At 33.6% G+C, this 22168-nt stretch carries 28 protein-coding genes and 2 pseudogenes; 24 read left to right on the forward strand and 6 right to left on the reverse strand.

Going from position 1 to position 22168, the window contains the following annotated elements:
• The first annotated feature begins 264 nt into the window (after positions 1 to 264).
• The 10 genes from G3O09_RS19155 to G3O09_RS19200 all read left to right on the forward strand — a co-directional run bounded on the left by G3O09_RS19155 (position 265) and on the right by G3O09_RS19200 (position 7188).
• Complete coding sequence (locus tag G3O09_RS19155) at positions 265 to 822, forward strand: cysteine hydrolase family protein (RefSeq protein WP_163103049.1); 558 nt, start codon at positions 265 to 267, stop codon at positions 820 to 822.
• A 116-nt stretch (positions 823 to 938) separates the two neighbouring features.
• Entirely contained in the window at positions 939 to 1358 is a 420-nt protein-coding gene (locus G3O09_RS19160) for a VOC family protein (protein ID WP_163103050.1), read from the forward strand.
• Between the two features lie 410 nt (positions 1359 to 1768).
• Complete coding sequence (locus tag G3O09_RS19165; RefSeq protein ID WP_163103051.1) at positions 1769 to 2095, forward strand: hypothetical protein; 327 nt, start codon at positions 1769 to 1771, stop codon at positions 2093 to 2095.
• Between the two features lie 174 nt (positions 2096 to 2269).
• Positions 2270 to 2488, forward strand: coding sequence for a hypothetical protein (locus tag G3O09_RS19170; RefSeq protein WP_163103052.1), 219 nt, complete (start codon positions 2270 to 2272; stop codon positions 2486 to 2488).
• A 233-nt stretch (positions 2489 to 2721) separates the two neighbouring features.
• Complete coding sequence (locus tag G3O09_RS19175) at positions 2722 to 3000, forward strand: hypothetical protein (protein ID WP_163103053.1); 279 nt, start codon at positions 2722 to 2724, stop codon at positions 2998 to 3000.
• A 99-nt stretch (positions 3001 to 3099) separates the two neighbouring features.
• Positions 3100 to 3315 (forward strand): hypothetical protein, encoded by a 216-nt coding sequence (locus G3O09_RS19180; protein WP_163103054.1) that lies wholly within the window; start codon positions 3100 to 3102, stop codon positions 3313 to 3315.
• Positions 3316 to 3487: 172 nt separating this feature from the next.
• Positions 3488 to 4006 (forward strand): dihydrofolate reductase family protein, encoded by a 519-nt coding sequence (locus tag G3O09_RS19185; RefSeq protein WP_163103055.1) that lies wholly within the window; start codon positions 3488 to 3490, stop codon positions 4004 to 4006.
• Between the two features lie 534 nt (positions 4007 to 4540).
• Complete coding sequence (locus G3O09_RS19190) at positions 4541 to 5704, forward strand: MFS transporter (RefSeq protein WP_163103056.1); 1164 nt, start codon at positions 4541 to 4543, stop codon at positions 5702 to 5704.
• A gap of 77 nt (positions 5705 to 5781) precedes the next feature.
• Complete coding sequence (locus tag G3O09_RS19195) at positions 5782 to 6693, forward strand: MerR family transcriptional regulator (protein ID WP_163103057.1); 912 nt, start codon at positions 5782 to 5784, stop codon at positions 6691 to 6693.
• 144 nt (positions 6694 to 6837) lie between these two features.
• A complete protein-coding gene (locus G3O09_RS19200) occupies positions 6838 to 7188 on the forward strand; it encodes a hypothetical protein (RefSeq protein ID WP_163103058.1) in 351 nt (116 codons plus the stop codon).
• A gap of 102 nt (positions 7189 to 7290) precedes the next feature.
• Here the strand turns inward: G3O09_RS19200 and G3O09_RS19205 are convergent, their stop codons facing one another.
• Positions 7291 to 7656, reverse strand: a complete 366-nt coding sequence (locus G3O09_RS19205) for a hypothetical protein (protein WP_163103059.1) — start codon at positions 7654 to 7656, stop codon at positions 7291 to 7293.
• A 307-nt stretch (positions 7657 to 7963) separates the two neighbouring features.
• On the opposite strand from G3O09_RS19205, the gene G3O09_RS19210 reads away from it, so the two are divergent.
• A complete protein-coding gene (locus G3O09_RS19210; protein WP_163103060.1) occupies positions 7964 to 8131 on the forward strand; it encodes a hypothetical protein in 168 nt (55 codons plus the stop codon).
• Between the two features lie 727 nt (positions 8132 to 8858).
• Here the strand turns inward: G3O09_RS19210 and G3O09_RS19215 are convergent.
• Positions 8859 to 10733 (reverse strand): terpene cyclase/mutase family protein, encoded by a 1875-nt coding sequence (locus G3O09_RS19215; RefSeq protein ID WP_163103061.1) that lies wholly within the window; start codon positions 10731 to 10733, stop codon positions 8859 to 8861.
• Between the two features lie 197 nt (positions 10734 to 10930).
• Between G3O09_RS19215 and G3O09_RS19220 the strand changes: the two genes are divergently transcribed.
• From G3O09_RS19220 to G3O09_RS19270, 13 genes are all read left to right on the forward strand, one after another.
• A complete protein-coding gene (locus tag G3O09_RS19220) occupies positions 10931 to 11947 on the forward strand; it encodes a DUF2515 family protein (protein WP_240338496.1) in 1017 nt (338 codons plus the stop codon).
• A gap of 16 nt (positions 11948 to 11963) precedes the next feature.
• Positions 11964 to 12332: a CBO0543 family protein gene (locus G3O09_RS22905; RefSeq protein WP_338048425.1), complete on the forward strand. Its 369-nt coding sequence runs from the start codon at positions 11964 to 11966 to the stop codon at positions 12330 to 12332.
• A 397-nt stretch (positions 12333 to 12729) separates the two neighbouring features.
• The gene (locus G3O09_RS19225; RefSeq protein WP_163103062.1) at positions 12730 to 13035 is read left to right on the forward strand and encodes a hypothetical protein; all 306 of its coding nucleotides are present in this window, start codon (positions 12730 to 12732) and stop codon (positions 13033 to 13035) included.
• Positions 13036 to 13196: 161 nt separating this feature from the next.
• Positions 13197 to 13631, forward strand: coding sequence for a hypothetical protein (locus tag G3O09_RS22600; RefSeq protein ID WP_240338497.1), 435 nt, complete (start codon positions 13197 to 13199; stop codon positions 13629 to 13631).
• 121 nt (positions 13632 to 13752) lie between these two features.
• The gene (locus tag G3O09_RS19235) at positions 13753 to 14085 is read left to right on the forward strand and encodes a DUF1904 family protein (RefSeq protein ID WP_163103063.1); all 333 of its coding nucleotides are present in this window, start codon (positions 13753 to 13755) and stop codon (positions 14083 to 14085) included.
• Positions 14086 to 14196: 111 nt separating this feature from the next.
• On the forward strand, positions 14197 to 14313 hold the full coding sequence (locus tag G3O09_RS19240) for a DUF2711 family protein (protein ID WP_275898342.1): 117 nt from the start codon (positions 14197 to 14199) through the stop codon (positions 14311 to 14313).
• Positions 14314 to 14464: 151 nt separating this feature from the next.
• The gene (locus tag G3O09_RS19245) at positions 14465 to 14959 is read left to right on the forward strand and encodes a GNAT family N-acetyltransferase (protein WP_163103064.1); all 495 of its coding nucleotides are present in this window, start codon (positions 14465 to 14467) and stop codon (positions 14957 to 14959) included.
• 146 nt (positions 14960 to 15105) lie between these two features.
• Positions 15106 to 15237, forward strand: a complete 132-nt coding sequence (locus tag G3O09_RS22820; protein WP_275898341.1) for a hypothetical protein — start codon at positions 15106 to 15108, stop codon at positions 15235 to 15237.
• Between the two features lie 701 nt (positions 15238 to 15938).
• Positions 15939 to 16208, forward strand: coding sequence for a hypothetical protein (locus tag G3O09_RS19250; RefSeq protein WP_163103065.1), 270 nt, complete (start codon positions 15939 to 15941; stop codon positions 16206 to 16208).
• 124 nt (positions 16209 to 16332) lie between these two features.
• A complete protein-coding gene (locus G3O09_RS19255; RefSeq protein WP_163103066.1) occupies positions 16333 to 16878 on the forward strand; it encodes a GNAT family N-acetyltransferase in 546 nt (181 codons plus the stop codon).
• Between the two features lie 570 nt (positions 16879 to 17448).
• The gene (locus G3O09_RS19260; RefSeq protein ID WP_163103067.1) at positions 17449 to 17946 is read left to right on the forward strand and encodes a hypothetical protein; all 498 of its coding nucleotides are present in this window, start codon (positions 17449 to 17451) and stop codon (positions 17944 to 17946) included.
• Positions 17939 to 18475 carry a hypothetical protein gene (locus G3O09_RS19265; protein ID WP_163103068.1) on the forward strand — a complete coding sequence of 179 codons (537 nt, stop codon included), beginning with the start codon at positions 17939 to 17941 and terminating at the stop codon, positions 18473 to 18475. Before G3O09_RS19260 ends, G3O09_RS19265 begins: the two co-directional genes overlap by 8 nt.
• Before the next feature lie 894 nt (positions 18476 to 19369).
• Positions 19370 to 19729: a site-specific integrase gene (locus G3O09_RS19270; RefSeq protein ID WP_163103069.1), complete on the forward strand. Its 360-nt coding sequence runs from the start codon at positions 19370 to 19372 to the stop codon at positions 19727 to 19729.
• Here the strand turns inward: G3O09_RS19270 and G3O09_RS22605 are convergent.
• The 4 genes and pseudogenes from G3O09_RS22605 to G3O09_RS19285 all read right to left on the reverse strand — a co-directional run.
• A pseudogene (locus G3O09_RS22605) lies at positions 19654 to 19842 on the reverse strand (VOC family protein); the annotation flags it as partial. The gene G3O09_RS19270 and the pseudogene G3O09_RS22605 overlap by 76 nt on opposite strands.
• A gap of 68 nt (positions 19843 to 19910) precedes the next feature.
• Positions 19911 to 20519 (reverse strand): flavin reductase family protein, encoded by a 609-nt coding sequence (locus tag G3O09_RS19275; protein WP_163103070.1) that lies wholly within the window; start codon positions 20517 to 20519, stop codon positions 19911 to 19913.
• A gap of 23 nt (positions 20520 to 20542) precedes the next feature.
• Positions 20543 to 21481, reverse strand: coding sequence for a ring-cleaving dioxygenase (locus G3O09_RS19280; protein ID WP_163103071.1), 939 nt, complete (start codon positions 21479 to 21481; stop codon positions 20543 to 20545).
• Between the two features lie 48 nt (positions 21482 to 21529).
• Positions 21530 to 22150 (reverse strand): annotated as a pseudogene (locus G3O09_RS19285) (nitroreductase family protein).
• Positions 22151 to 22168: the final 18 nt, after the last annotated feature.

Below are 22168 nucleotides of genomic sequence, written 5' to 3' on the forward strand. Positions count from 1 at the left end.
ACAATACCGGTTAATATGAGTTTATATATGTTCAAGAAAATGGCGCTTTCCTTGAATAGAGATTAGCGCTTATTTTTCATTTAGGGCCAAGATTGGGAAATAACAAAAGGAAAATAGTTACATATGATACCAGATTGAAAAAGAGGAGTTTATGGTTTTATAACGAAATAGGTTAATAGTTAAAGGGGGCGATATTATGGAGAATAAAATTGAAGAAAAGTTTGTGGAACAGGGTATAAATTATAATAAAAAGGAGTTTTTCTATTGAAACAAGCTTTACTTATTATTGATGTCCAACAAGAATTAGTGGATGGCAAAACTAAAGAGAAAAGTGTGTTTAATAAAGAAGCATTGTTGGATCACGTTAATTTGGTTATTAATCAAGCATTAGAATCACATGCTTTCATCGTCTTTATAAGAGATATAGATGTTGCTGACGGCAAAGGTCAAGGATTTCAAATCCACCCAAAAGTAAAAGTGCCTACCACAGCGAAAATTTTCGATAAAGCGGCTACAAATTCGTTTTATGGAACGCCATTAATGAGCTTTTTAAAAGACAATGAGATCAAACATCTTGTTATCATGGGATGTAAAACAGAACACTGTATTGACTCAGCGGTTAGAACTGCAACAATCAATCATTTTGATGTTACTTTAGTTGGAGATGGGCATTCGACGACAGATTCTTCAACCCTATCTGCCGAAAAGATAATCAAACATCACAATGAAATACTTCATGGTCATTACAATGTTGACCATTTTTCAGTTGTTCGGGCTACTCAAGAAAATTTGTTTCAACCAATTCATGACAATTACCGATAAATTGCCATTTGCCGTGGTAAATTCAAAGGCTCTGAAAAACATTATTAATCATCGACAATCTCGCCATATTCTTGAATAAGAGAAGAGATTATTCGTAATAGGGGAGGAAATCATTTATGCGCGATACAAATACATTACGAGGACTCACAACCGTCAGTTTTTGGGCAGCTGATTTAGTGGCGGCAAAGAAGTGGTACGCCGAGCTGTTAGGCATTGATCCATACTTCGAACGCCCAGGATATGCCGAGTTTCGCCTCGGCGACTACCAGCACGAGCTGGGCCTGATCGATAGCCGCTACGCGCCAGATGGTGCGGCCACCGGCCCGGCCGGTGGTGCTGTCGTGTACTGGCACGTCGACGATGTGACAGCAACTTTCGAGAAGCTGCTGTCTATGGGAGCGAAAGAATACGAAGCACCCACAGTTCGCGGTCAGGGGTTCATTACTGCCTCCGTGGTTGATCCCTTTGGGAACATCCTAGGCATTATGTACAATCAGCACTATTTGGAGGTTCTGGGTTCGACCAAAAACGCGTGACTCGGGCTGTCAGCATTCAGCTTAACGCACGGCTAGTTTATCTACTTGCCTCATTGGTAGAATCGTTTACTCGAACAAGTGTAAATGAATAATTAGTATTCAGGAAATGGCGCTTTCTTTAATAAGAAGGCGTCTTTCTGTTATGAGTAAGATTCAATGACAATACTTATAAGGAATTGGATTAATTAAAATGTATAAGTGATTGTTAAGGTTTCTACTTAAACTCTAGAGGGCGATTCTTCGAATAACGAGGGATCGGATTTTCTTTTTTTATTATCGGGGCAGGTTCCTTCAATATAAAAGGACTTTACGGATTGTATAGAGAATAAAATTAAGAGTTTAATCTTGAAATATCCCTTTTAATTTGATGTTCTATTTTGTAATGATAATGCGGAAGTGGGGGAATTTTGATGTTTATTTTTTCTGTAATTGCATTTACAGCTTTGATAGGTTTGATTGTGTCAATAATTTTGGCTATCAAAGGCAAGCATCAATTTTACTGGTTTGCCGCAATAGGAATATACATTTTTAGTTTGATTGGAGCCTGGAGCATAGGTCAATTTACTGTTGGATTAACATTTGTACTTTTAGCTTTGGCTATAGGCTATACATTAAATTTGATAAAAACCAAATTACAGTACACTACTTTTGTTGTAGTTGGATTTTTGGTTGGATTTTTAATGATAGCTTTTGTTGATGATTATTGGCTCTTTTTCCCTTTAACATTATTAAGTTAATAGTTTGTTGAAGATCTAGCAATCGATGCAGCTTTTTCTTATTCTGCTAACGGGGCAGATTAGTGGAAGAGAAAGTAAATTACAAGGTTAACAATCAAAGCAACAAGTATTAAGGTTAAAGGATGGTATATAACTTGAAAGACATACTTCAAATGATTAATGATGGTAAAGTAAGTGAAAATATTGCTTAGAAGGCAACCAAACGATGAACTTAACACGGACAACTATGAATGGACTGCCTATTGTCATGGAGCAAGTTTAAGTATATTAGCACAGTGGCGAAAAGAAGGTTGGCAAGATCGATGCTACCTTTGTAGAAGTATGATTAATTATTATGGATTTGGTTGGACAATCCGTGATGATAAATTGATTGGATTAAACTGCTGTAATTGATAGTCAATAAAGTAAAATGCTTGAGAAAATATGATTTAAAGAAATTAGTAGAATTGGTAGTGAAGAATATTTAGGAACTGAGAACAAACTCATTCTATATAGGTTTTCATATTAGCAGACAATTTTCATTTTTTTCTACTAACGAGGCAGAATTGCTCAGTAATAAATTGTAATTTTAATCCAACTATGAGGTATATTTATTTAAAGTAATAAAGTTTGGGAGTTGTTCTAAATTGGCAGAGAAAAAAAAAGTAAAGAGAAAAGGGCAAGTGTTTTTCTCAATAACTTTATCTTTGTTTTTAATCATTACATACTTCTTTATCAAAAGTGGTTTTGAAGATTCTTATGAAATGCCGATTTTGATGTCTATAGTTTTAATTTTTACTTCAATTATAAATATCATACAAAATATAAAGAACAGGCAACCTTATTATGTTGCGGGGTCTTTACTTGCAATTGTTATGATTTTAGTATTTTTCTTAATACCAAAGATAATTAACTGGATATTATAGGTTTAATAGTATAAGTAATTGTAATTCTTTATGTATTTATCACTGTAGGGAAGTTGTGTTACTAACGGAGCAGGGTACTTAAATAAAGGAGTTAATGTTTTGAAAAACACAAAATTAAGAGTTGTATGGATTATTCCTAATGTAATCTGTTACATAATGTTTGTAGGATTTTCAACTTTAATTGCTTTAAATGTTAATGGTTTACAAGAAATAAAACGTTTAGATTTATGGGTATTTGCAATGATTATTCTTTTCTTTATATCCATTTTCGGTAGTTATAGAATTTTGTCATGGATAAAAAAAGGGAAAATGTAATATTTCTTATTGAGCTAAAAGTGGCGGTGATCCGAGGATATCTTGGTACTAATTCCCTTAAAATTCTATTAATTTTTAAGTCATTTATTTATATATTTTTTTCATAGTTTTATTGGACGATAGGGTAGGTTAGTTAAATTGAATAGTAAAGTAAAGGAGACTCACATGAAACATGCGTAACATTATTTTATACATTGGTACTTCAATTGATGGCTATATTGCAAATGATGACGGTACATTAGAATGGCTAGAATCAACAGAAGTAGAAGGAGATTCTGGCTACAATTCACTCCTCGATAGAATTGATACTGTTGTTATGGGAAAAGGAACATATGATGTCATTCGTGGATTTGATATGGACTATCCTTATAGTGATTATAAAAATTATGTATTTTCTAAATCTGTTAGTGGATCTGATGAATACGCTTCATTTATTGATGAAGAAGTCAAAACTTTCATTAAAAATATTAAACAAAAGCCTGGTAAAGATATATGGTTAATTGGCGGAGGAAATTTAGCTCGTGAATTTTTTAAAGAAAATTTAATTGATGAATTCCAACTAGCCATTGCGCCGATTATTTTAGGGAAAGGAATCTCCCTTTATACCGGAGAGGATATTACTCTAAATTACACATTAACGAAAGTAGAAAAATTAGGTCAACTTGCTATGCTTCATTATATAAAAAAATAATTTTCATCATCTTTCCCTTTTTTTGTAGGGGAAGATTCGAAAATTAATAGATATATATATAACAAACGGGGGCGTTGGCTGAAGATCAGAGCTGTCATTAAGGCAGCTTTCCTTTTTCCAATAAAGGAGCATGTTGGAATAGGTAATAGGATTTCTTACTTCAATGTCTTGGTTATATAACCATATATTGATACTGGAGATTTGAACAACCTTATTGTGCAATTATTTTTACTAGGAGTTTCGATGATATTACTAGTTTATGCCAATACTAAACGAAGAAGATTTTTAGGCCAACTTGAGCGATGATCCAGAAGGATTTTCGCTTTTTTTATTTAATCTTTTTATGTTAGTAACGGGACAGGTTAGTGATAGAAAAAGAATAAAATATATGATAATACCAAATTTACGCTTATCTCTAAAAAAGAGTGTTATCATGACAAAACCGATTGAATATTATATTAAATTCATTGACTCTCCCCTAGGAGGAGGCTTTACATTGTGTTCTGTAAAGTTTTTTAAAAGGAGTAGAACAATATGCAAAAACAAAACATGACGTTAGCCATAGTATTGATGAATTTATTCATTGTCTTTTTAGGAATCGGCCTAGTAATTCCAGTTACTCCTTCAATTATGAATGAGTTAAAGATATCTGGATATGTTGTGGGTTATATGGTAGCTGCATTCGCTGTCACACAGTTAATAGTTTCCCCAATTGCAGGTAGTTGGGTAGACCGATTTGGACGAAAACCAATGATCATTACAGGTCTAATAATCTTTAGTATTTCAGAGTTATTATTCGGAATCGGAAAAACTGTTGAGGTTCTTTTTATTTCTCGTATGCTTGGAGGTGTCAGTGCAGCATTCATCATGCCAGCTGTAACAGCATTTATTTCAGATATTACAACGGTTGATACAAGGGCAAAAGCGCTTGGATTTATGTCGGCAGCTATTTCAACAGGTTTTATTATTGGGCCTGGGGTTGGGGGAGGGTTTGCAGAGATTGGTTCTCGTTTACCTTTTTTCTTTGCAGCTACTTTAGCGGGATTCGCATCTATTTTATCTATTTTTGTACTTCATGAACCAAATCGAAAATCTGAAAAAAAAGAAGTAAAAGAGCAAAATACAGGGATTAAACGAATTTTTGCACCGATGTACTTTATATCTTTTATGGTTATATTAATCTCACAGTTTGGTTTAGCAGCCTTTGAATCCTTATTCTCTCTCTTTACAGATCATAAATTTGGTTTTACACCGAAAGACATAGCCATCATGATAACAGGCGGAGGTATTGTTGGAGCGATTGTTCAGGTTGTATTATTTGATCACTTTACGAAATGGATCGGAGAAATTCGTTTAATTCGTTACAGCCTACTTCTCTCGACGATACTGGTATTTTTAATAACAGTTGTGAACTCATACTTTACGATTTTACTTGTTACGATAACAGTGTTTCTCGGATTTGATTTAATGCGACCAGCTGTGACAACGTATTTATCAAAAATTGCAGGCGATGAACAAGGATTTGTTGGTGGCATGAACTCGATGTTTACAAGTCTTGGTAATGTAATTGGGCCAATTATTGGCGGGATTTTATTCGATATCGACTTAAACTATCCGTTTTATTTTGCAACAGTCATATTGGCAGTTGGTATTGGGTTAACCCTTGCTTGGAAAGAGCCAGCAAAACGTACAGCTTAAGAATCAAAAAGCGTATTCTTTGTTTACCGAAAAGAATATGCTTCTTTTACATATACTAATATAAGGAAGTGATAGAAATGAAGGAAAAGCTTTATACCATTGGTGAAGTCTCAAAACTGGTGAATGTTTCTATTAAAGCCCTTCGTTATTACGATAAAATAAATTTATTTAAACCTGCTTATGTAGACCCGGATACTAACTATCGATATTATAAAGACTCACAAATTCATCTTCTCGATCTAATCAAATCATTAAAATATATTGGTACTCCATTAGAAGAAATGAAAAAAGTACAAGGATTAAAGAGAGATGATTTTTCCGACTTTTTATCAGAACAAGAAATAATTGTAAGGAAACAGATAGAATCTTTATTAGAAATCGAAAAAATTATTGCAAATGCAAAAAAGGGGTTGCAAAGGCAGAAGGAAAATCCTTCACTAGGGGAAGTGTTCCTTTCATATGAAGATGAAATGCAAATTTTACAGACAAAGGCAAAAGGAATTGATCCGAAAAATATTTTAAATGCTTCATACAGTAAATTTAAGAAATTTGATGCTTCCACAGAAGGCTTTAGGAACTATGGCTATGGCGCTATATTCTCTTATCAGCCATATAAACATATTGATGAAGTTGCTTATCGATATTTATTTACACCTGTTTTGACAAACAAACAAATTTCATTACTTATGCAAGATACGGAAGTTGCAAGTATTCCGAAAGGTAAATACGTATGTATAACGTTTAAAAGCATATCACAAGAAGAATATTTTTTTAACTTACAAAAACTAATTCATTTTGTGAAAGTCCATCAATTAATGGTTATCAGTGATATTTATGAGTCTTTAATCCACATTCATTATTCTCCGAATCAACAAGAAGAGTTTTTGATTGAAATGAGAGTACGAGTGACAGAATCAACAAATAAAGGAAGCAAAAGAATACATATACAAAAAGGTTTAATTGAAAGATCTAATTTTATCAAATACTGAATGTTAGGGCAGTCTCTATGGTAGTTTATCGCTAAAGGGGAGGTTAGTTAAAGAAGGGTTTGTAAATAAAACGAAGAACACAATATGATGCAAATCTTAGTAATAAGGAACTTTCATTTATTTTAGGGAAAGGAAGTTATAAGAATGACAGAAATTACATTCTTAGCTTCATCCAAGCCATTTGAAATACCAGATGAAATTGAAGAATACAATAAAAGAACAGTGTTTGAGAGTGAGGAAGATTTTATCTTTTTCACTGTTCAAGAGGCCGATGATTATTGGAAGAAAGAAATCGAGGGGCTGTTTTCTTTGCCCTACGTATATGAAGTAAATGGAGTTGGAAATCGTTTATTTCTAAAGTACATTGAAAAGTATATGGAATTAGGTGATGTGTTGGAAATTTACCATGTTCCCAATCAGGTCGAAAGAAACCTGGATAAGGAACTTAATAATTTACAAGACTTGACCAAGATAATGGGCTTTTCTTCCCCTTGAAGGGATTAAATACATATTAAAAACCCCATAGATTAGTATGGGGTTTCATATTGCTGAAATGTTAATTAGAACTAGTATTCTAATGTGCACTAACAAAAGATATTAGAAAATCCAATTCCAACAGCAACGGCGACGATCTCTATCGTCTCTTATGTCTTCTCTTCTGTCATCGCAACGATCTACCGCACGACAGAAGTCGTCTCTGTCGATGATGATTCTAGCATCAAATGTAAAGTCTCTTCTTCTGTCACGATCTCTGTCATCTCTTCTGTCGTCACTTCTATCATCTCTTCTGTCGTCTCTTCTGTCATCGCAACGATCTACCGCACGACAGAAGTCGTCTCTGTCGATGGTGATTCTAGCATCAAATGTAAAGTCTCTTCTTCTGTCACGATCTCTGTCTCTGTCAAAAATACCTAATACACCACCTCTGTTCCTACGATTACGACAGCAGCATCCAAAAAACATATTAATCACTCCGTTATTTTTTTATTAAACTACAAAACATCATATGTAAATAAGGACAAATTGCTTGAGGCATTAACCTAAGCAATACGGAAAGTGTATTCGCTTAGAAGTGTAGTTAAATTTCTTAAAACCAATATGTTTTCACTTTTCGTAATTACCTTTTTAACAAATCCATCACAAGTGACAATAGGATTACAAAAAACGTGCCTAATTCCTTATAAAAGGAGGGATGCGATTATGAAGAATCGGAGATAAGCAGTGTTGGATTTATTTGCCGTCATTAGGGTTTATTGAAGCGGGAAAGAACTTGGAAGAAATATTAAAGAACATTAACCTGGCTGAAGTAGAAGTAGAAATAGAAAACAAAAAACTTCGTAGGAAATTTCAGCGTGAATATCCTAACTGTGAAATCATTCAAGGACTGAATTGTAATCTAGGGATATCTAAAGAAAGAAGCTTCCTGTACTTTTACTAATCAATAATTGAAGGGAAGATGACTTTATGGTGAATCCAATGCCATACCACTCAAAAGTAAAACTGATTCAGATGTTTATCAAATATGGAACTACAATCAAGATCTTAGAAGAAGAACTAGAGTAAAAGAAGGGGAATATACAAGATGGTTCGCAAAAGGATAAAAACTGAACTACTGGAAGGAAAGTTCGGGATAGTATCAATTGCGAACCATACCACTCCAATATGATGTAAATGATAATTAACCGAATTTGAAATTAGATTGTGTAGAATTAACCTTCAACTAACGAGGGCAAGAGGTAAAGATGGTGATCGCTACGGAGGTCTTTTTGCTTGTTTGACTAACGGGGCAGGTTAGATTATTTAGTTAGAAATAATTAAAGAACCAAGTATAATGTACTAACTATTGGGGCTGTAATTCAGAAGAAACTTGGTTCCTTTCTATATTATTAATGGAGTCATTTCTTTTGCTGTCATGCACATTGTATTGGGACTAAAAGGCATTATTGATAAGGAAATAAAACTTTTGCGTAAGTAAAGACAAGAGAAAAGTAATCAAAAATAGTTAGGCAGAGGGTCCAGAAAAAGATTTTAACGAAAAAGCTCAACATTATATTCATCAAGCTATAGAAAATAATGCATTAACTTTTGGATCTAGTTGGGGTCCAGAGAATGATAAGCCAGATAAGTATTTTAAATTCTTACCTGGACTCGTCCTTCGATATTTATCATTTTACATACTTTCTATGATAATGGGACAAAGCCAGCAAGGGATAGATATAGCGGTAGCTGTGATAATGAACGTAAAATCCCCCTGCCATTGCTTGCCCCTTAGGATAATCTGTAGTCCAATCTTCTTTTTGGAGCGATTCTAGTATATACGTAATCCCACTTTGAATTTCTGTAGTCGGACTTTCTTCAACTGCAATCAATGAATCAAGTGCCCAGGAAGTGTCGGTCAAGGTACTTGTACCTAGCGGAACGTATTTATTTTGCAAATCGCTCATACAGGATTCTCCCCAGCCGCCGTCACTATTCTGAATGCTTTTTAACCAAGTTGTTGCGTGTTGTATGCTTTTATGGTTTGTGGGTAATCCAACAGAAGTAAGACCTGTGATAGCGGACCAGGTTCCATATAAATAGCAAATTCCCCATCTGCCGTACCATGACCCATCTTTTTCTTGATTTTTTATCAGCCATTTTACCGCTTTTTTTACAGAAGGATGATTTCTTGGCAAATTTGTATAGTTTCCGAAAAATTCAAGGGTTCTTCCAGTCAAATCAGCTGATGAAGGGTCGGCAAACATAAATTTACTTTTTTCAATCGGTAGTAGCCCTAGCCATTTATTATCAATATTTTTTTCAAAAGAAGCCCAACCACCATCATCATTTTGCATGGTGAACAGCCAATTTATACCCCGGTCCCATACCACATGATTTTGTGGATTGTCTGAAACACCTCTGGCGATTGATCTTAGTGAGGCTGTTGAGTCATCCACATCCGGATTGACAGTATTTACATCAGAAAATCCCCATCCACCTGGTAAACCATCCGGATTATGAATCACCCAGTCACCAAATTTATGATGTTGACGTTCTAGTAAGTACCGGTTTGCTTTGTTTATAACTGGATCATCAGGAGGAACATCTGCAAGCTGCAAAGCAGAGCTAATTAATGAAGTATTCCATACAGTGGCAGTTGTATATTGCATATGGGGCAACCCGTTTATTTCCGTTTTCATAGATTTTAAGCCATTTATAGCATTAGTGATAAGCGGGTCATTTTTGGAATACCCAAGTGTTAGTAAGGCATATATCATTAAAAATGTAGAACTGTAATAACTGTAAAATGTCCCATCTGGTTCAATACGCTCCAGCATATATCTTTTTAATCGATCAATCGACATGGAATGAAGCTGTGCCGGTAATCCAATTAAACTTTTTACGCACACTTTCATAGATGAAAATAAAGATCGCCACTCAGAGTTAATTTCCCAGTCATCTTCTCCAGTTCTATTCAAAAATAAATCCGATAAATCGGGACTTTTTTTCGTCGTCATGCTAAATTTTTTATCTGCCAAAATTAGAATAGGGGCAAGGTTTACTCTTCCATAAACGGAAAATTGGTAAAAATTTATTGGGAATGAAAGGGGGAAAAGAATGACCTCGGTTGGTATTGGAAAAAAAACAGGCCATTTATGCTGTCCTGTCACTGCAAGCATGATTTTTGTATATACATTTACATTTTCCATCCCGCCATGTGCAATAATGAAGCTTTTAGCAGCTCTCAACCTTGGATCTTCCTTCTTAAAATACCCTGAGTATAAAAGTCCATAATATGCCTCCAAGGTAGCCGTTAAGTTACCATCTTTTTCATCATAAAATAACTTCCAAGCCCCATTTTTCTCTTGTTTGCTGATGATTCTTGATGCAAGGCCACGAATTAAATCTTCATCATTAATTTCCAATGTCCGCAATAAAATAATCATGTATGAATCTGTTGAAATGCCTGTTTCAAATGGATAGTTCCATGATCCATTGGGAGATTGATCTTTTTTAAGCGTTTCGATTATCCACTTAATGCCTTTTTCGGTATTAATCATTATAAATACTCAATCCTCTCCCCTGAAAGATTCAATCAATAATACATATTCACAGTGTAGGAGGAGAATTCATGAAGGAGGGATGACGTATTTTTTTCAGAAAGAAACCAGAAAAAACTCCTATTGAGGTTTTAAAGGAAGAATTCAAGAAAAGGAAAAAATTAACAACTAATAAAAGACTAACAATAGAGGAAGAGATGATCCTACGCCAAATTATACTGAAAACAAAGGAATGGAATAAAAATAATGTAACTAGAACAAAAGCGTACCTGGATTTTTATCATCAACACCCTGAAGTCCATTGGGCTTTCTTGGGGCATATGGTGTCCCGAAATGGCGGTTGGAACATGACCGATTTAAAAGGTGAACTCTTATCCAGATTATTATCCGGAAGGGAAAAACGCTATTTTTTTTCCTTTTTAGAACGGGGAAATTGGCTAATTTTTCAAGATGCTTACCCACAGTTTTTACTATACCAAGAGAGTTTAAAAAGAGATAAACCGTTGTTTTCTCTTTTTCCTTTTTTAAACATTTCTATTTTTATGGAAATCGTTTGGAGCTATTTTTGGATAAATCAAAATAAGTACCTCCTAACGATAGCCCTTATTATCAATGAACAAAATTATTTAGAAAAAAGGGTCGTTAAAAATCCAATTTATATAAACGAGGTTTTTAATACACTCGAATATAAACTGCAGGACATATTGTCCTTTAATCATATTCTTTTTCCATATCTGGATAACGGAACTTTAAATATAGCGGGCCAAACGCTTAATCAGTTTCATTCCATTCATGAAAGAATTTTATTAGGAAAAAGACTTTACGCCGTCCTTTTTAACAAAGATGTATTAAAAAAAACAGAACAGTGGGCAAAGAGTCACCCTCATACAGGTTCAAGAAAGGATTATTGGCCAAATATTTTCAACAATGTCCATGAAGGACTACCAGGTAAGAAATACGCAATTCGCTTGAGTTCCTGTAAATTAAGACCTGGTGCAAGAAGAATTTATAGCCCCTGCCTCGAATCTGTCTGGAAAAATGTTAAACATGTTGAAGCGGAGGTGGGGGACTGGTTTGAAGACCTTCATGTTTTAGATTACCTATTAGATAAGGATGAAACGCTAGATGGGGGAATTCTAAATGAATACTGTAAAACACTTAAAAAACTTGAACTTGCAGCCCTTGCGAAAAAGGCAATTTCTATATGGGATTAAAACCTATATTCCAGCAATGATATTATCCTCCTTAATAGGATCCTATTTAGATCTTTTATTTATTGGGAGTCAACTTTACTCCTTCCCGAATAGGCCTCTCCCATCTGTGTTTTCTATTAACATTTTATTTACGTTGGTAGGGCTTCCAACCCTAATGAGGGGTATATTAATGCTTATGCAAAACTGGAGCAATTGGAAGAGACGAATTTTCATCATAATTATTAGTTTAGGAATGGCTGCTCTCGAAAAAAAGGCAGAGGAATTTGGCTTCTTTGTCCATTCTAAACAGTGGAACCACTTGTATACCATAATAGGATATTTTCTATTTTTACAAGTTGTTTCTAGATTTCATCTATGGATTAACAAAAACGATGATAAATTCTAGAGTTACTTGAAGTTTGGAAATAACAAAATAGAAGAGAAGAATTGAGCGAGAAAAAATCATATATTCTTTCTCCTTATTCATGTAACGTGGGCGTTAGTTGAAAATAAACAAATTTTGAAAACTCCAAGGCGATTCATACGTGTTTAATGAGATCTATCTGTCTCTCGGAATGTTTTTTTCGATAGATTTCTTAAGAGTGCAGCCTGTTCTGACAACTGATCCAGTATAGTATATTAATATAAAATTAAAGATGTTGTAGAATTAAGTTTATATAGGTAAAATATGGTATAATTAAAATAAATGATTAAAATATTTTTGTTAACGTAGTGGGCAAGTCTTTATGATGACAACTGAAATATAAAATTAAGATTAAGTTTTGACAAGGTGTGGATTTATTATGAGCCGTAAAAACAACTGGATTGTACTTTTTATTTACAATTTTATGTTATTTTTTATTTTTTATATTTCATTGGGAGCACTGATAGAAATTGCTGTAACAACAGAATCTTTTCCAAATTTAAACTTTTTTATTGTATTATTATCAACTATCATTGGAATTTGGTTATTAGGTCTTGGTGTTAGAAGATACATTTTTATTTCATCAAAAGATGAAAAAGAACGTCATAAACTTAGAAATATGTTTCTTTTAACAACCCCAATAACTTTTATCATTTATATGGGGTTGATGATTAATACCTGGTAAAATAACAAGTGCTTTATTTTAAGTTCAGGCTGCCATAAATAGCGTTTTTTCTTGTTTGGGTATTACTTCAATTAAGAGGTAATGCCATTTTCTTATTCAAGTAACAGAGCAGGTTACTTAAATAGTAATAATATTTTTTATTGTTATAAGGTGGTTTTGAGATGGCAGAACCTCAATTTAGAATGAGGAAAATATGGGAAGATTATGATGACTTTTATGAGGTAAATCTAGAACTAATAGGAAACGATTGTAGTGTTGATATACAAATATACTTGGATAATGAGCAGCTAGAAAAATTACAAATAGGTTTAGAAAGTTTCACAAAAGACATGGGTAAAAAAGTGTTGATTTGGATTTCTGGAAGTGAAAATGTCAGTAATAATCATTACGTATCCATGAGATTTTTTTTACAAGAAAAAAGAGGGATAGTTGGGGTTGAAATTTTTGCTGATAACAAACGTGAACTACCCTATAAAATGCGATCTCATTTCTATATACTAACTGAAATTGGGCAATTAGATGACCTAGCATGGAAACTTAAAAAATTTATATATAATAAGGATCGTGAAGTAAATAGTCTAATTTATCCAAGCTAAAACTGCAATTTTTAATCAATCATTTTTACTATCGGGGCAGTTTTGTTTATCAGGAGATTTGCTATAAAATATCTAGTAAAAACTAAAAAGATGATAATACATGATTATTGGAGGGAATACATTGCCACACTTAGTGATTCGAGGAGTATCGATAGAAGAGATGAAAAGAATCAGCAAGCCATTAGTAGGAGAGCTTGCAGAAATTTGTGAATGCGGGACTGATAATTTTACGTTTGAAGTGCCTCATTCCACGTTTATATTTGACGGGATAGAAATTCCGTCTTTCCCTCTAATTGAGGTCAAATGGTTTGAACGTGGGCAAGAAACTCGTGATCAATTAGCCAAATCCATTACCAAACATATCATGTCAATGGGGGTTGGTGAGGTAGAGGTCGTGTTTATTCCTTTCTCCGAGCCTGCTTATTATATTAATGGCGAAAGAGTCGCAGATTAAAGGAAACATGATGTGAGGAGTGATTATTACAAACGTAGGCATAATATGTGAAGTTTATTCTTAAATTAGCAGCCAGAAGCTTTACTTCAAAAAGGAGTAAAATTTATTACTATCTTATTAACAAAAGATGAAAACATAAAAGATATAATTTACAAGATGAATTGGGAAGCAATAACATGTAACGAAAATACTTATATCATTTGGTATTCAGAAACGTGTAAAAGATAAATGAGATTACATAGAAGGAGAGAATAACGCTGTCAATATATGACAGCTTTTCTTTTTTGACTAAAGGGGCAGGTTAGAGCAATTAGAATAAAGGTCTTATTAACCTAAAAGTCGAAAGAATGGACATCCATACAACACAAGGAGAGGTACTTTGAAAAAAATTAGGGAAGCAACAAAAGAAGATATGATAGAGATTTATATGATGGGATTTGATGTTTGGGGAGATGATATGCACTCGCATGAATATATAACTATGTGTCAGGATTCCAGTAAGTATAAAAAGGGGAAATGGTACGTTCTTGAAGAAACAGATACAAAGGCATTATTAAGCACTCTCATAGTATATGGACTTAATCCTTCAGAAGACTTAATTGTAAAAGGGATTGGTTCAATAGCTACTCCTGTACAATTAAGAAAAAATGGATATGCTTCTTTATTAGTTAAAGCAACAATAAATAAATTAGAACAGGAAGAAAACTGTAACAACTTTTTCCTGTATAGTGATATTGGGACAGATTTTTACAAAAGATTAGGTTTTGTTGCTCTACCTAATGAAAGTCAAAACTATAAAGACAGTGTTTGTATGTATTACTCAAAAGAAAATGATATCTCCTCCATATCATATGATATCCCCAATTACTTTTAATACATATCATTCTTCAAGTAACGAAGCTATTCGTCACCCTTTCTTATGCTACAAAAGGGGGAGGTTAGTTAAAGAAGAAGTAAATTTAAATAAGTAGAAATCGTTACACAATAAGAAGATTATTTCTCTTTAAAGTAGGGATGAATATGTATAGAAAATTGACAAATATTGATTTTAATTATTTCATTGGTCAGATGGTAACTGAAGTAAATACGGAAGAGAATCTTCCATTGGGAATGACTTTTGAAACTGGTGGTTTATTAATAGAATGCCCGTAGAGGTTGAAAATTGCTAATGAAATAGCTATTGGGTATTCAGATTGCATCAATTCTCCTGAAAGATACTCACATAAAAATGTTGAGAAGGTTCTAATGGGAAAAAGAATAGTGAAGATCCTTCATTTTGAAGAAGTTTCCGATTTAGTTGTGGAATTTTGAAAACAGCATCTATCTTGAGTTGTTTCATGACAGTAATTTTTATGAAGGATGGCAATTACGAGGAGACAATGGTTTTTATTTATTCACTATACCAGGTGGTTCTTATTCAAATTAGTGAAGATCCTTTATAGTTCACTTTCATGGCGATGATCCAGAAGGGTTATCGCTTTTTTTATTGAAGTAAGACAATATGCTTCTAATGTAGGAGGGTTGACCTCCATGAGAGATGTGGACATCCACCAGTGCGATTATAATTTAACTAATCCACCATTTTTTATAAGCCAGTGGCTAATGAGCTATGAGTCTTTTTTTCTTCAAAGGTCCAAATTTATCCTTTCGAGATAAATCAAACCACATTAATGACAAATAACACCAAATTATCTAATTGTGAAAAACTGAGAAAACCGGAGAAAACGGGCGAATTCGCTTTCTTTATTGAGGGAGTTTAGTTAAATAAGCTTTATTTGTTAAATGAAAAGGTTCTGAGAGTTAAGGATGGAATTTAATATATAAATTATATTTTTAAGTTAAGGGGCAAAAAAATGAAAAACCTTGTAATTGGTGGTATTGGAGTTCTATCCAGCACCCTTTTATTCGGAATGACTTTTATTTCGGCAGCAATCTATTCGTTATATTCATCTGAAGAAGGTGGGATAGGAAGGAGCTCTAATTTTGCTCCGTTCGGAACAGCTTTGTATAACATTGGATTCATACCTTTATTGTTGAGTATAATATTCATTTTATCGGTGTTTATTATATTAATAAAAGTATTAAGGAGTAATCTATTCCAACTAATTCATTCGTTTCTGTAATAATCAGGAACGCTTTTTTATTAAGCTGCTATGTCACTAAAGGGGCCGGTTAGTGCAATAAGAATTTACATTACTTTTGCCTAATTAGAATATAATGGTTGTAAAAAGATAATGGAGGGATTTTATGAAACTAGTAGGGGAACAAATTTATCTTCGACTTTACAAAACTTCTGACGCCAGCGAGTTAGCTAACTTACATACTAGAAATCGCGAATTTTTTCAACGAGTTAGCCCATTACTCCCAGAAGCCTTTTATACAGAAGAACATCAAAAAATACGCATTGAACAGGCATTAAAAAAGACAGATGAAGGGCAATTATATGCTTTTGGAATCTTTTTAAAAGCAACTGATAAACTTATCGGAGACATTTCATTAACTCAAATTGCTAGGGGAGACCTCCAAAGCTGTTATACGGGATTTACTTTAGATAAGGAGTATAATGCAAAGGGTTATACAACAGAAGCTCTTCGACTTGTTGTAGACTTTGCCTTTAGAGAATTAAAACTACATAGAATTGAAGCAGGAGCTATGCCTGACAATATAGCATCTATTCATGTATTAGAAAAAGTAGGGTTTAAAAAAGAAGGTATAGCTAAAGAAAATCTAAAGATTAATGGAAAATGGACAGATCATCAAATATTAGCTATCATCAATAGCTTGGATGTGTAAGCTCATTTAACTTCCGATAATGTTATGTAAACGATGGATTTGGTACTTATCTATGGAGTTCTTGGCAACTCTCTTTTTTATTAAAGATTGTGAAATGTTTCACTTAAACAAACTGAGGCAAGAGTTAATGAAGGTGATCGCTGGACGCCATAAGTAGTCATCTATATGTCTGATGCTTGCTGCCAATTTGGTGGCTTTTTTTATGGAACTAACAGGGCGAGATAGTGCAAGTAGAATCCAAAGGGTAAGGATATAATATAGATATATAATGACTGGAGATTTAAGTACTATGAAACCGAAGTTTTGTCCAAATTGTGGTAAGGAACTTATTGATGAATCATTCCATCTTAAATCATTTTCAAGCCTAATTTTTAATGAAGGAAAAGAAAATGAATTAATTGTGTCAGTTAAAGGGTGGGGGATGTGTTATTTTTCTTGGAAAAATTGGGGAAGTTAAAATGAAATTGAATGAATTATAATAAGTTACCAATCAAAAGAATTGAAAATAAACTAGAGCTTGAGCATTCTTTGATACTTACTAAATGCCTTGGAAATCGAGGAGATTTATATATGATCTTGGTGGCGTTATTGGGAATTAGCATACTTACTACAGTTTTTCTCCTATATCGTTCAATGGGGTTATTAAAAATATTCCATTGGTATGAACTTATTATCATATTTCTATTTATTGCTTCTGTAAATTCTTGGTGTTTTGGTCTATATCAATCTGCTTACGAAACTTTACATATTGTAAAAAAGCCAAAAGAATACATGATAACATATATCCAATTTGTTCTGTTGTTTCCACTATCACAGCTATGGATAGTAAGTTTAATTAGAAGAAAGGTATCTCTCAATTATATATTCGTATTCTTCTTAATTTGGTGTACAGCTTATATTTTAGTCTTTGAAATTGATGCTTTTTTTGATGTTATAAAAATAAAGTATTCACATTGGTATCCAATTCTCATTTCATTTGGATATAACATAACAACCTTTGTATTAACATATTTTTTTATGAAATTCTTAAAAGGAAAATTAATAAAAGAAGGGAAATGGAATGGATAATATTGGAGAAATACTACTTAAGATTTATGATCCTATATCCCCAAAACACTTTGACAAAAATGAATGGTGGATTATCAGTTTATTTTTTCTCATTGGATTTATAGTGTTTTATCTCCATAAGAAGTCTCGTATTGTATCAACATCTGAATTATTACTAATTTTCTTTTTAAATATTTACCTCGCCTCATTAGGAGATTATATTCTTGCAATGGATCCAATAGATCTATATGACACGGTGGATTTAGATAGCGGAGAATTATTTGATATACCATTACACATGGTTGTATATCCAGGAACCATTTATATTGCCATGCACTTCTATTTTTTAATAAGACCTAAAAAGTCATATTATATTGTGTTCTGGGCTTTACTTCTAACATTTTTAGAATGGATCTCCACACACTTCTTCCACTTATATACCTATAAAGGCTGGCATCTGAGATATAGTTTTTTAGTCTATTTATTTACAATGACTGTAAACTTATTATTATTAAAAGGTGTAAGAAAATCATTTAGTAAATGCAAATAATCAAAAGCACAAAGTAATAAAGTAATAATATTTTTCCTATTAAACAAAAATGTACGCTGAAAAACTTGAATATACTTATCAACAAACTCCAACTTAACTGCTATTAGGATAAATACTCTTTATTTAGAAGTATCCTTAGGGAGATAACGGTGAGCATTTATTCCATAACAAACTTAAGAGAAATTTCATCGAAATTACTAAGGATACAGTCCATTATAAAGAAGGTAACTGGTAAAGTTAAGAATCCAAAGAGACTTGGACAAGTTAATTCTTAATAAACTAACAGAGAGGGTGATCCAGAAAGAATATTGAATTTTATATTGAATTTAGAAAATATGCTAAATGCACAGGATTTGTTTATGAAGGAAATACATTAAAATAGAAATTAATTTGATTCAAAGAGGTATTTATAATTAAAAATACAACGCCAAAACTTCCATTAACACCCGAAGAAAGAATAAATTTAAGAGGTTCTAGAATAAAAATAATAGAGATTGCCGAAATGGAGATAATTCAACTATCCAAATGTCTTAAATGCTCTCTAGAACGTGCAAAAAGCGGTATCGAAATCATTATGGGTATCCACCTACAAGACCTACTATTTCTAGGTATGAGAAGAAATAATAGATTAAATAGAACCAAAACTTCTCCATTATTATTGTGTCGCTCGTTAGTGTATTAGTTGGGGGGAGCCGTTTATCGTTCTGTTTAAATTTCAATCTAGTTTACATAATATATATTATAGGAAGTTAGGTTGGATTTGCCGAAAATATCTCAAAAGCCTAGTATTCTCAGTGTTTTGAGACGAAATAAAAATTTCGCCAAATGAGATAATTTCAGGAACTTCCTGATAACATTCCGGCATTGTCCAATAATTACTTGAGGTTTATTTTCATGGAAATTCAGCAAGCATTAGATGACTTTTTACTGTATCTTGAAGTTGAACAAAATTATTCCAAAAATACCCTTAGAAGTTATGAAAGCGATTTATCAATTTTCCTGACATTTTTACAAGATCATAAGCGTTCGACTGACCTCGATGATTTGAATCCGTCCATCGTTCGTCGCTTTATTCAGCACCAAACCCTTCATAGCTTTATCGGTCCAAGAAGTATGCAACGACGAATATCTAGCCTAAAGTCCTTTTGTCAGTATTGTTTAAAGGAAAAAATGACCCAACCCACCTTCCCTGTACCAATACGTCCCTTTAGTTGTTTAGCCCAAGGAAAAAACGTGATAACCGTTCCTGGTTGACCAGATTCATCCAAAATAAAGATGATACACTTCAGGACGGTCAAAGTTTTTAATAAGCCTTAACCCAAGTACGCCTACATAAAAGTCTATATTTTTTGTGCATCGTTGACCATCGTCGTTATATGATGAATACTTGACGTTTTTTGCAAGCTAATCCTCTCCAGTTCTTTTACTCTTAGATCTATTCTGGTCGCTCTATGGAAAAAATCTCACCTATTTTGGCATAGTTCGTACCAGCTAAACGGCTTACAGCCGCAAGTCCCCTAGGATCAATTCTTCCATTTTCATATATGTCACTGTCAACATGAAATTGAACCACTTTCCCGATGATAAAATCACATCCAGGTGAGTCCAAACCTCCCAATTCCAAGGAATGTTCTAAAGAACATTCCAATCTGATTTTCGCTTCCTTTACGCCTGGAACTGAAATTTTCACACTCTCAACAGGGGTTAATTTAGCTATATCTATCTCACTTTGATCCGGTGGAAGGTTTGCCGCTGTTCTATTTATTTTTTCAACATTTTGTTCATCTACAATATGAACAACAAATTCCTTTGATTCGATGATGTTCCTCGCTGTATCCTTTTGTCTCCCCGAAGACCGTTGAATGGACAAAGAAATCATAGGGGGATTAGAAGATACAATATTGAAGTAACTAAATGGTGCACCGTTCAAAACGCTATCTTTTGAAAAAGTTGTGACGAAAGCAATAGGTCTAGGGATAATACTCCCAATTAGAAATTTATAATTTTCTCTTTCATTATTTTTAGAAGGATCTATTGAAAGCAAAGAAATCATTCCTTTTCGTAAAATTAGTCTATTTCCCTTACTATGATCGGAATTAACACTCTTTCAATTTGTTCTCTATGATTCTCATACTGTTCTGGCAGCATTAAGTTTTCCCCCATAGTCTCTTGTGTTTCATCATGCGCAAATCCAGGAGGGTCCGTTGCAATTTCAAATAGTATTTCTCCATGTTCCCTAAAGTAAATTGCATTAAAATAATTTCTATCCTGAACTGGAGTGACACCATATCCATTTTCCGCAACATATTTTTGCCAATCCAATTGGTCTTGATCGTCACTTGCTCTCCATGCAATATGATGTACAGTACCCACTCCCGCTTTTCCACGTCCAATCGAGGTTAATTTTAGGTCGATTACATTTCCGATGTCTGCTGAAGAACGGAAGCGGATAAAGTCACCTTCTCTACCAATAATCTCAAGTCCCATTACCTTTTCTAACAATTCTGCTGTTTTGTTGGGCTGAGTGGATAATAGTGTTGCACCGCCGAAACCTTTGATAGCAACTTCAGGAGTTACCCCTCCAAAAGTCCATGTATTGACTTCACCTTCTTCTCGTTCAACTATTTCCAAGTGAAGCCCGTGTGGATCACTAAATTCTAAATACTGCTCACCAAAACGTTCCATTTTAGTGAAAGTAATCTTAAACTTTTCTAGTCTTTGTTCCCAAAATTCCATAGCACCTATAGGAACAACATATGAAGTCACCCCTACTTGCCCGTCTCCAATTTTCCCTTGATAAGCATTAGCCCATGGAAAGAAAGTAATGATTGTTCCTGGTTTTCCACCTTCATCACCAAAATACAAATGATAAGTACCTGGATCATCGAAATTTACCGTTTGTTTCACCAAACGCAAACCCAAAACTCCAGCATAAAAATCTACATTCTCCTGCGGATGTCCTACAATAGCTGTTATATGATGAATGCCCATTGTTTTTTTACTCATATTTTCCACACTCCTATTTGTTTTTTAACATTTAATTAATGTTTACATTTAGATATACGTAACGAATTCGCTTATTGGGTTACGATAGCCACGGAGTTTTCTACTTTTCACTTTCTCTTTCCCGAGTGTAATCATAAGCACCACTTCGTATTGCTGATCCATGTTTAAAACATCTTTGATAGCTTCAGAATTAAATCCAATCATTGGGCAAGTGTCCCATCCCTTTTCCTTGGCAGCTAACATAAATAGCATGGCTGATAAGGAAGCATTTCTAATAGCTTCTTCCCTTTGAAATTCTTGCCCTTTTGATTCATAAAATGACACAGAATCATTGACAATATGATCGTATTCTTACTTACAAACAATCCCTAACATCTTTAAACCTTCATATATTTTAGGTGCTTGATGAAACGCTTTTTTTATCTCCTAATACAATGACTACTGCTGATGCACTAGCTACTTTATATTGTCCATTTGCAACCACTCTTAACTTCTCTTTTAGACAATGATCTATAACAGTTAAATAATTTGTGTGCTGAAGGTTAAAAGCAGATGGTCCCCATTTAACCAATTCAAATACTTCATTTAGTTCTTCTTTTTTTTCGTATAATCAGGTAGGAAATTACTTGCAAATCGCCTTTCCTTTATCACTTGTATAAAATCAGTCATGTCACACTAATCCTCTTT

Origin of the sequence: Peribacillus alkalitolerans, assembly GCF_010882125.1 — a bacterium.
Lineage (GTDB): Bacteria > Bacillota > Bacilli > Bacillales > DSM-1321 > Bacillus_BN > Bacillus_BN alkalitolerans.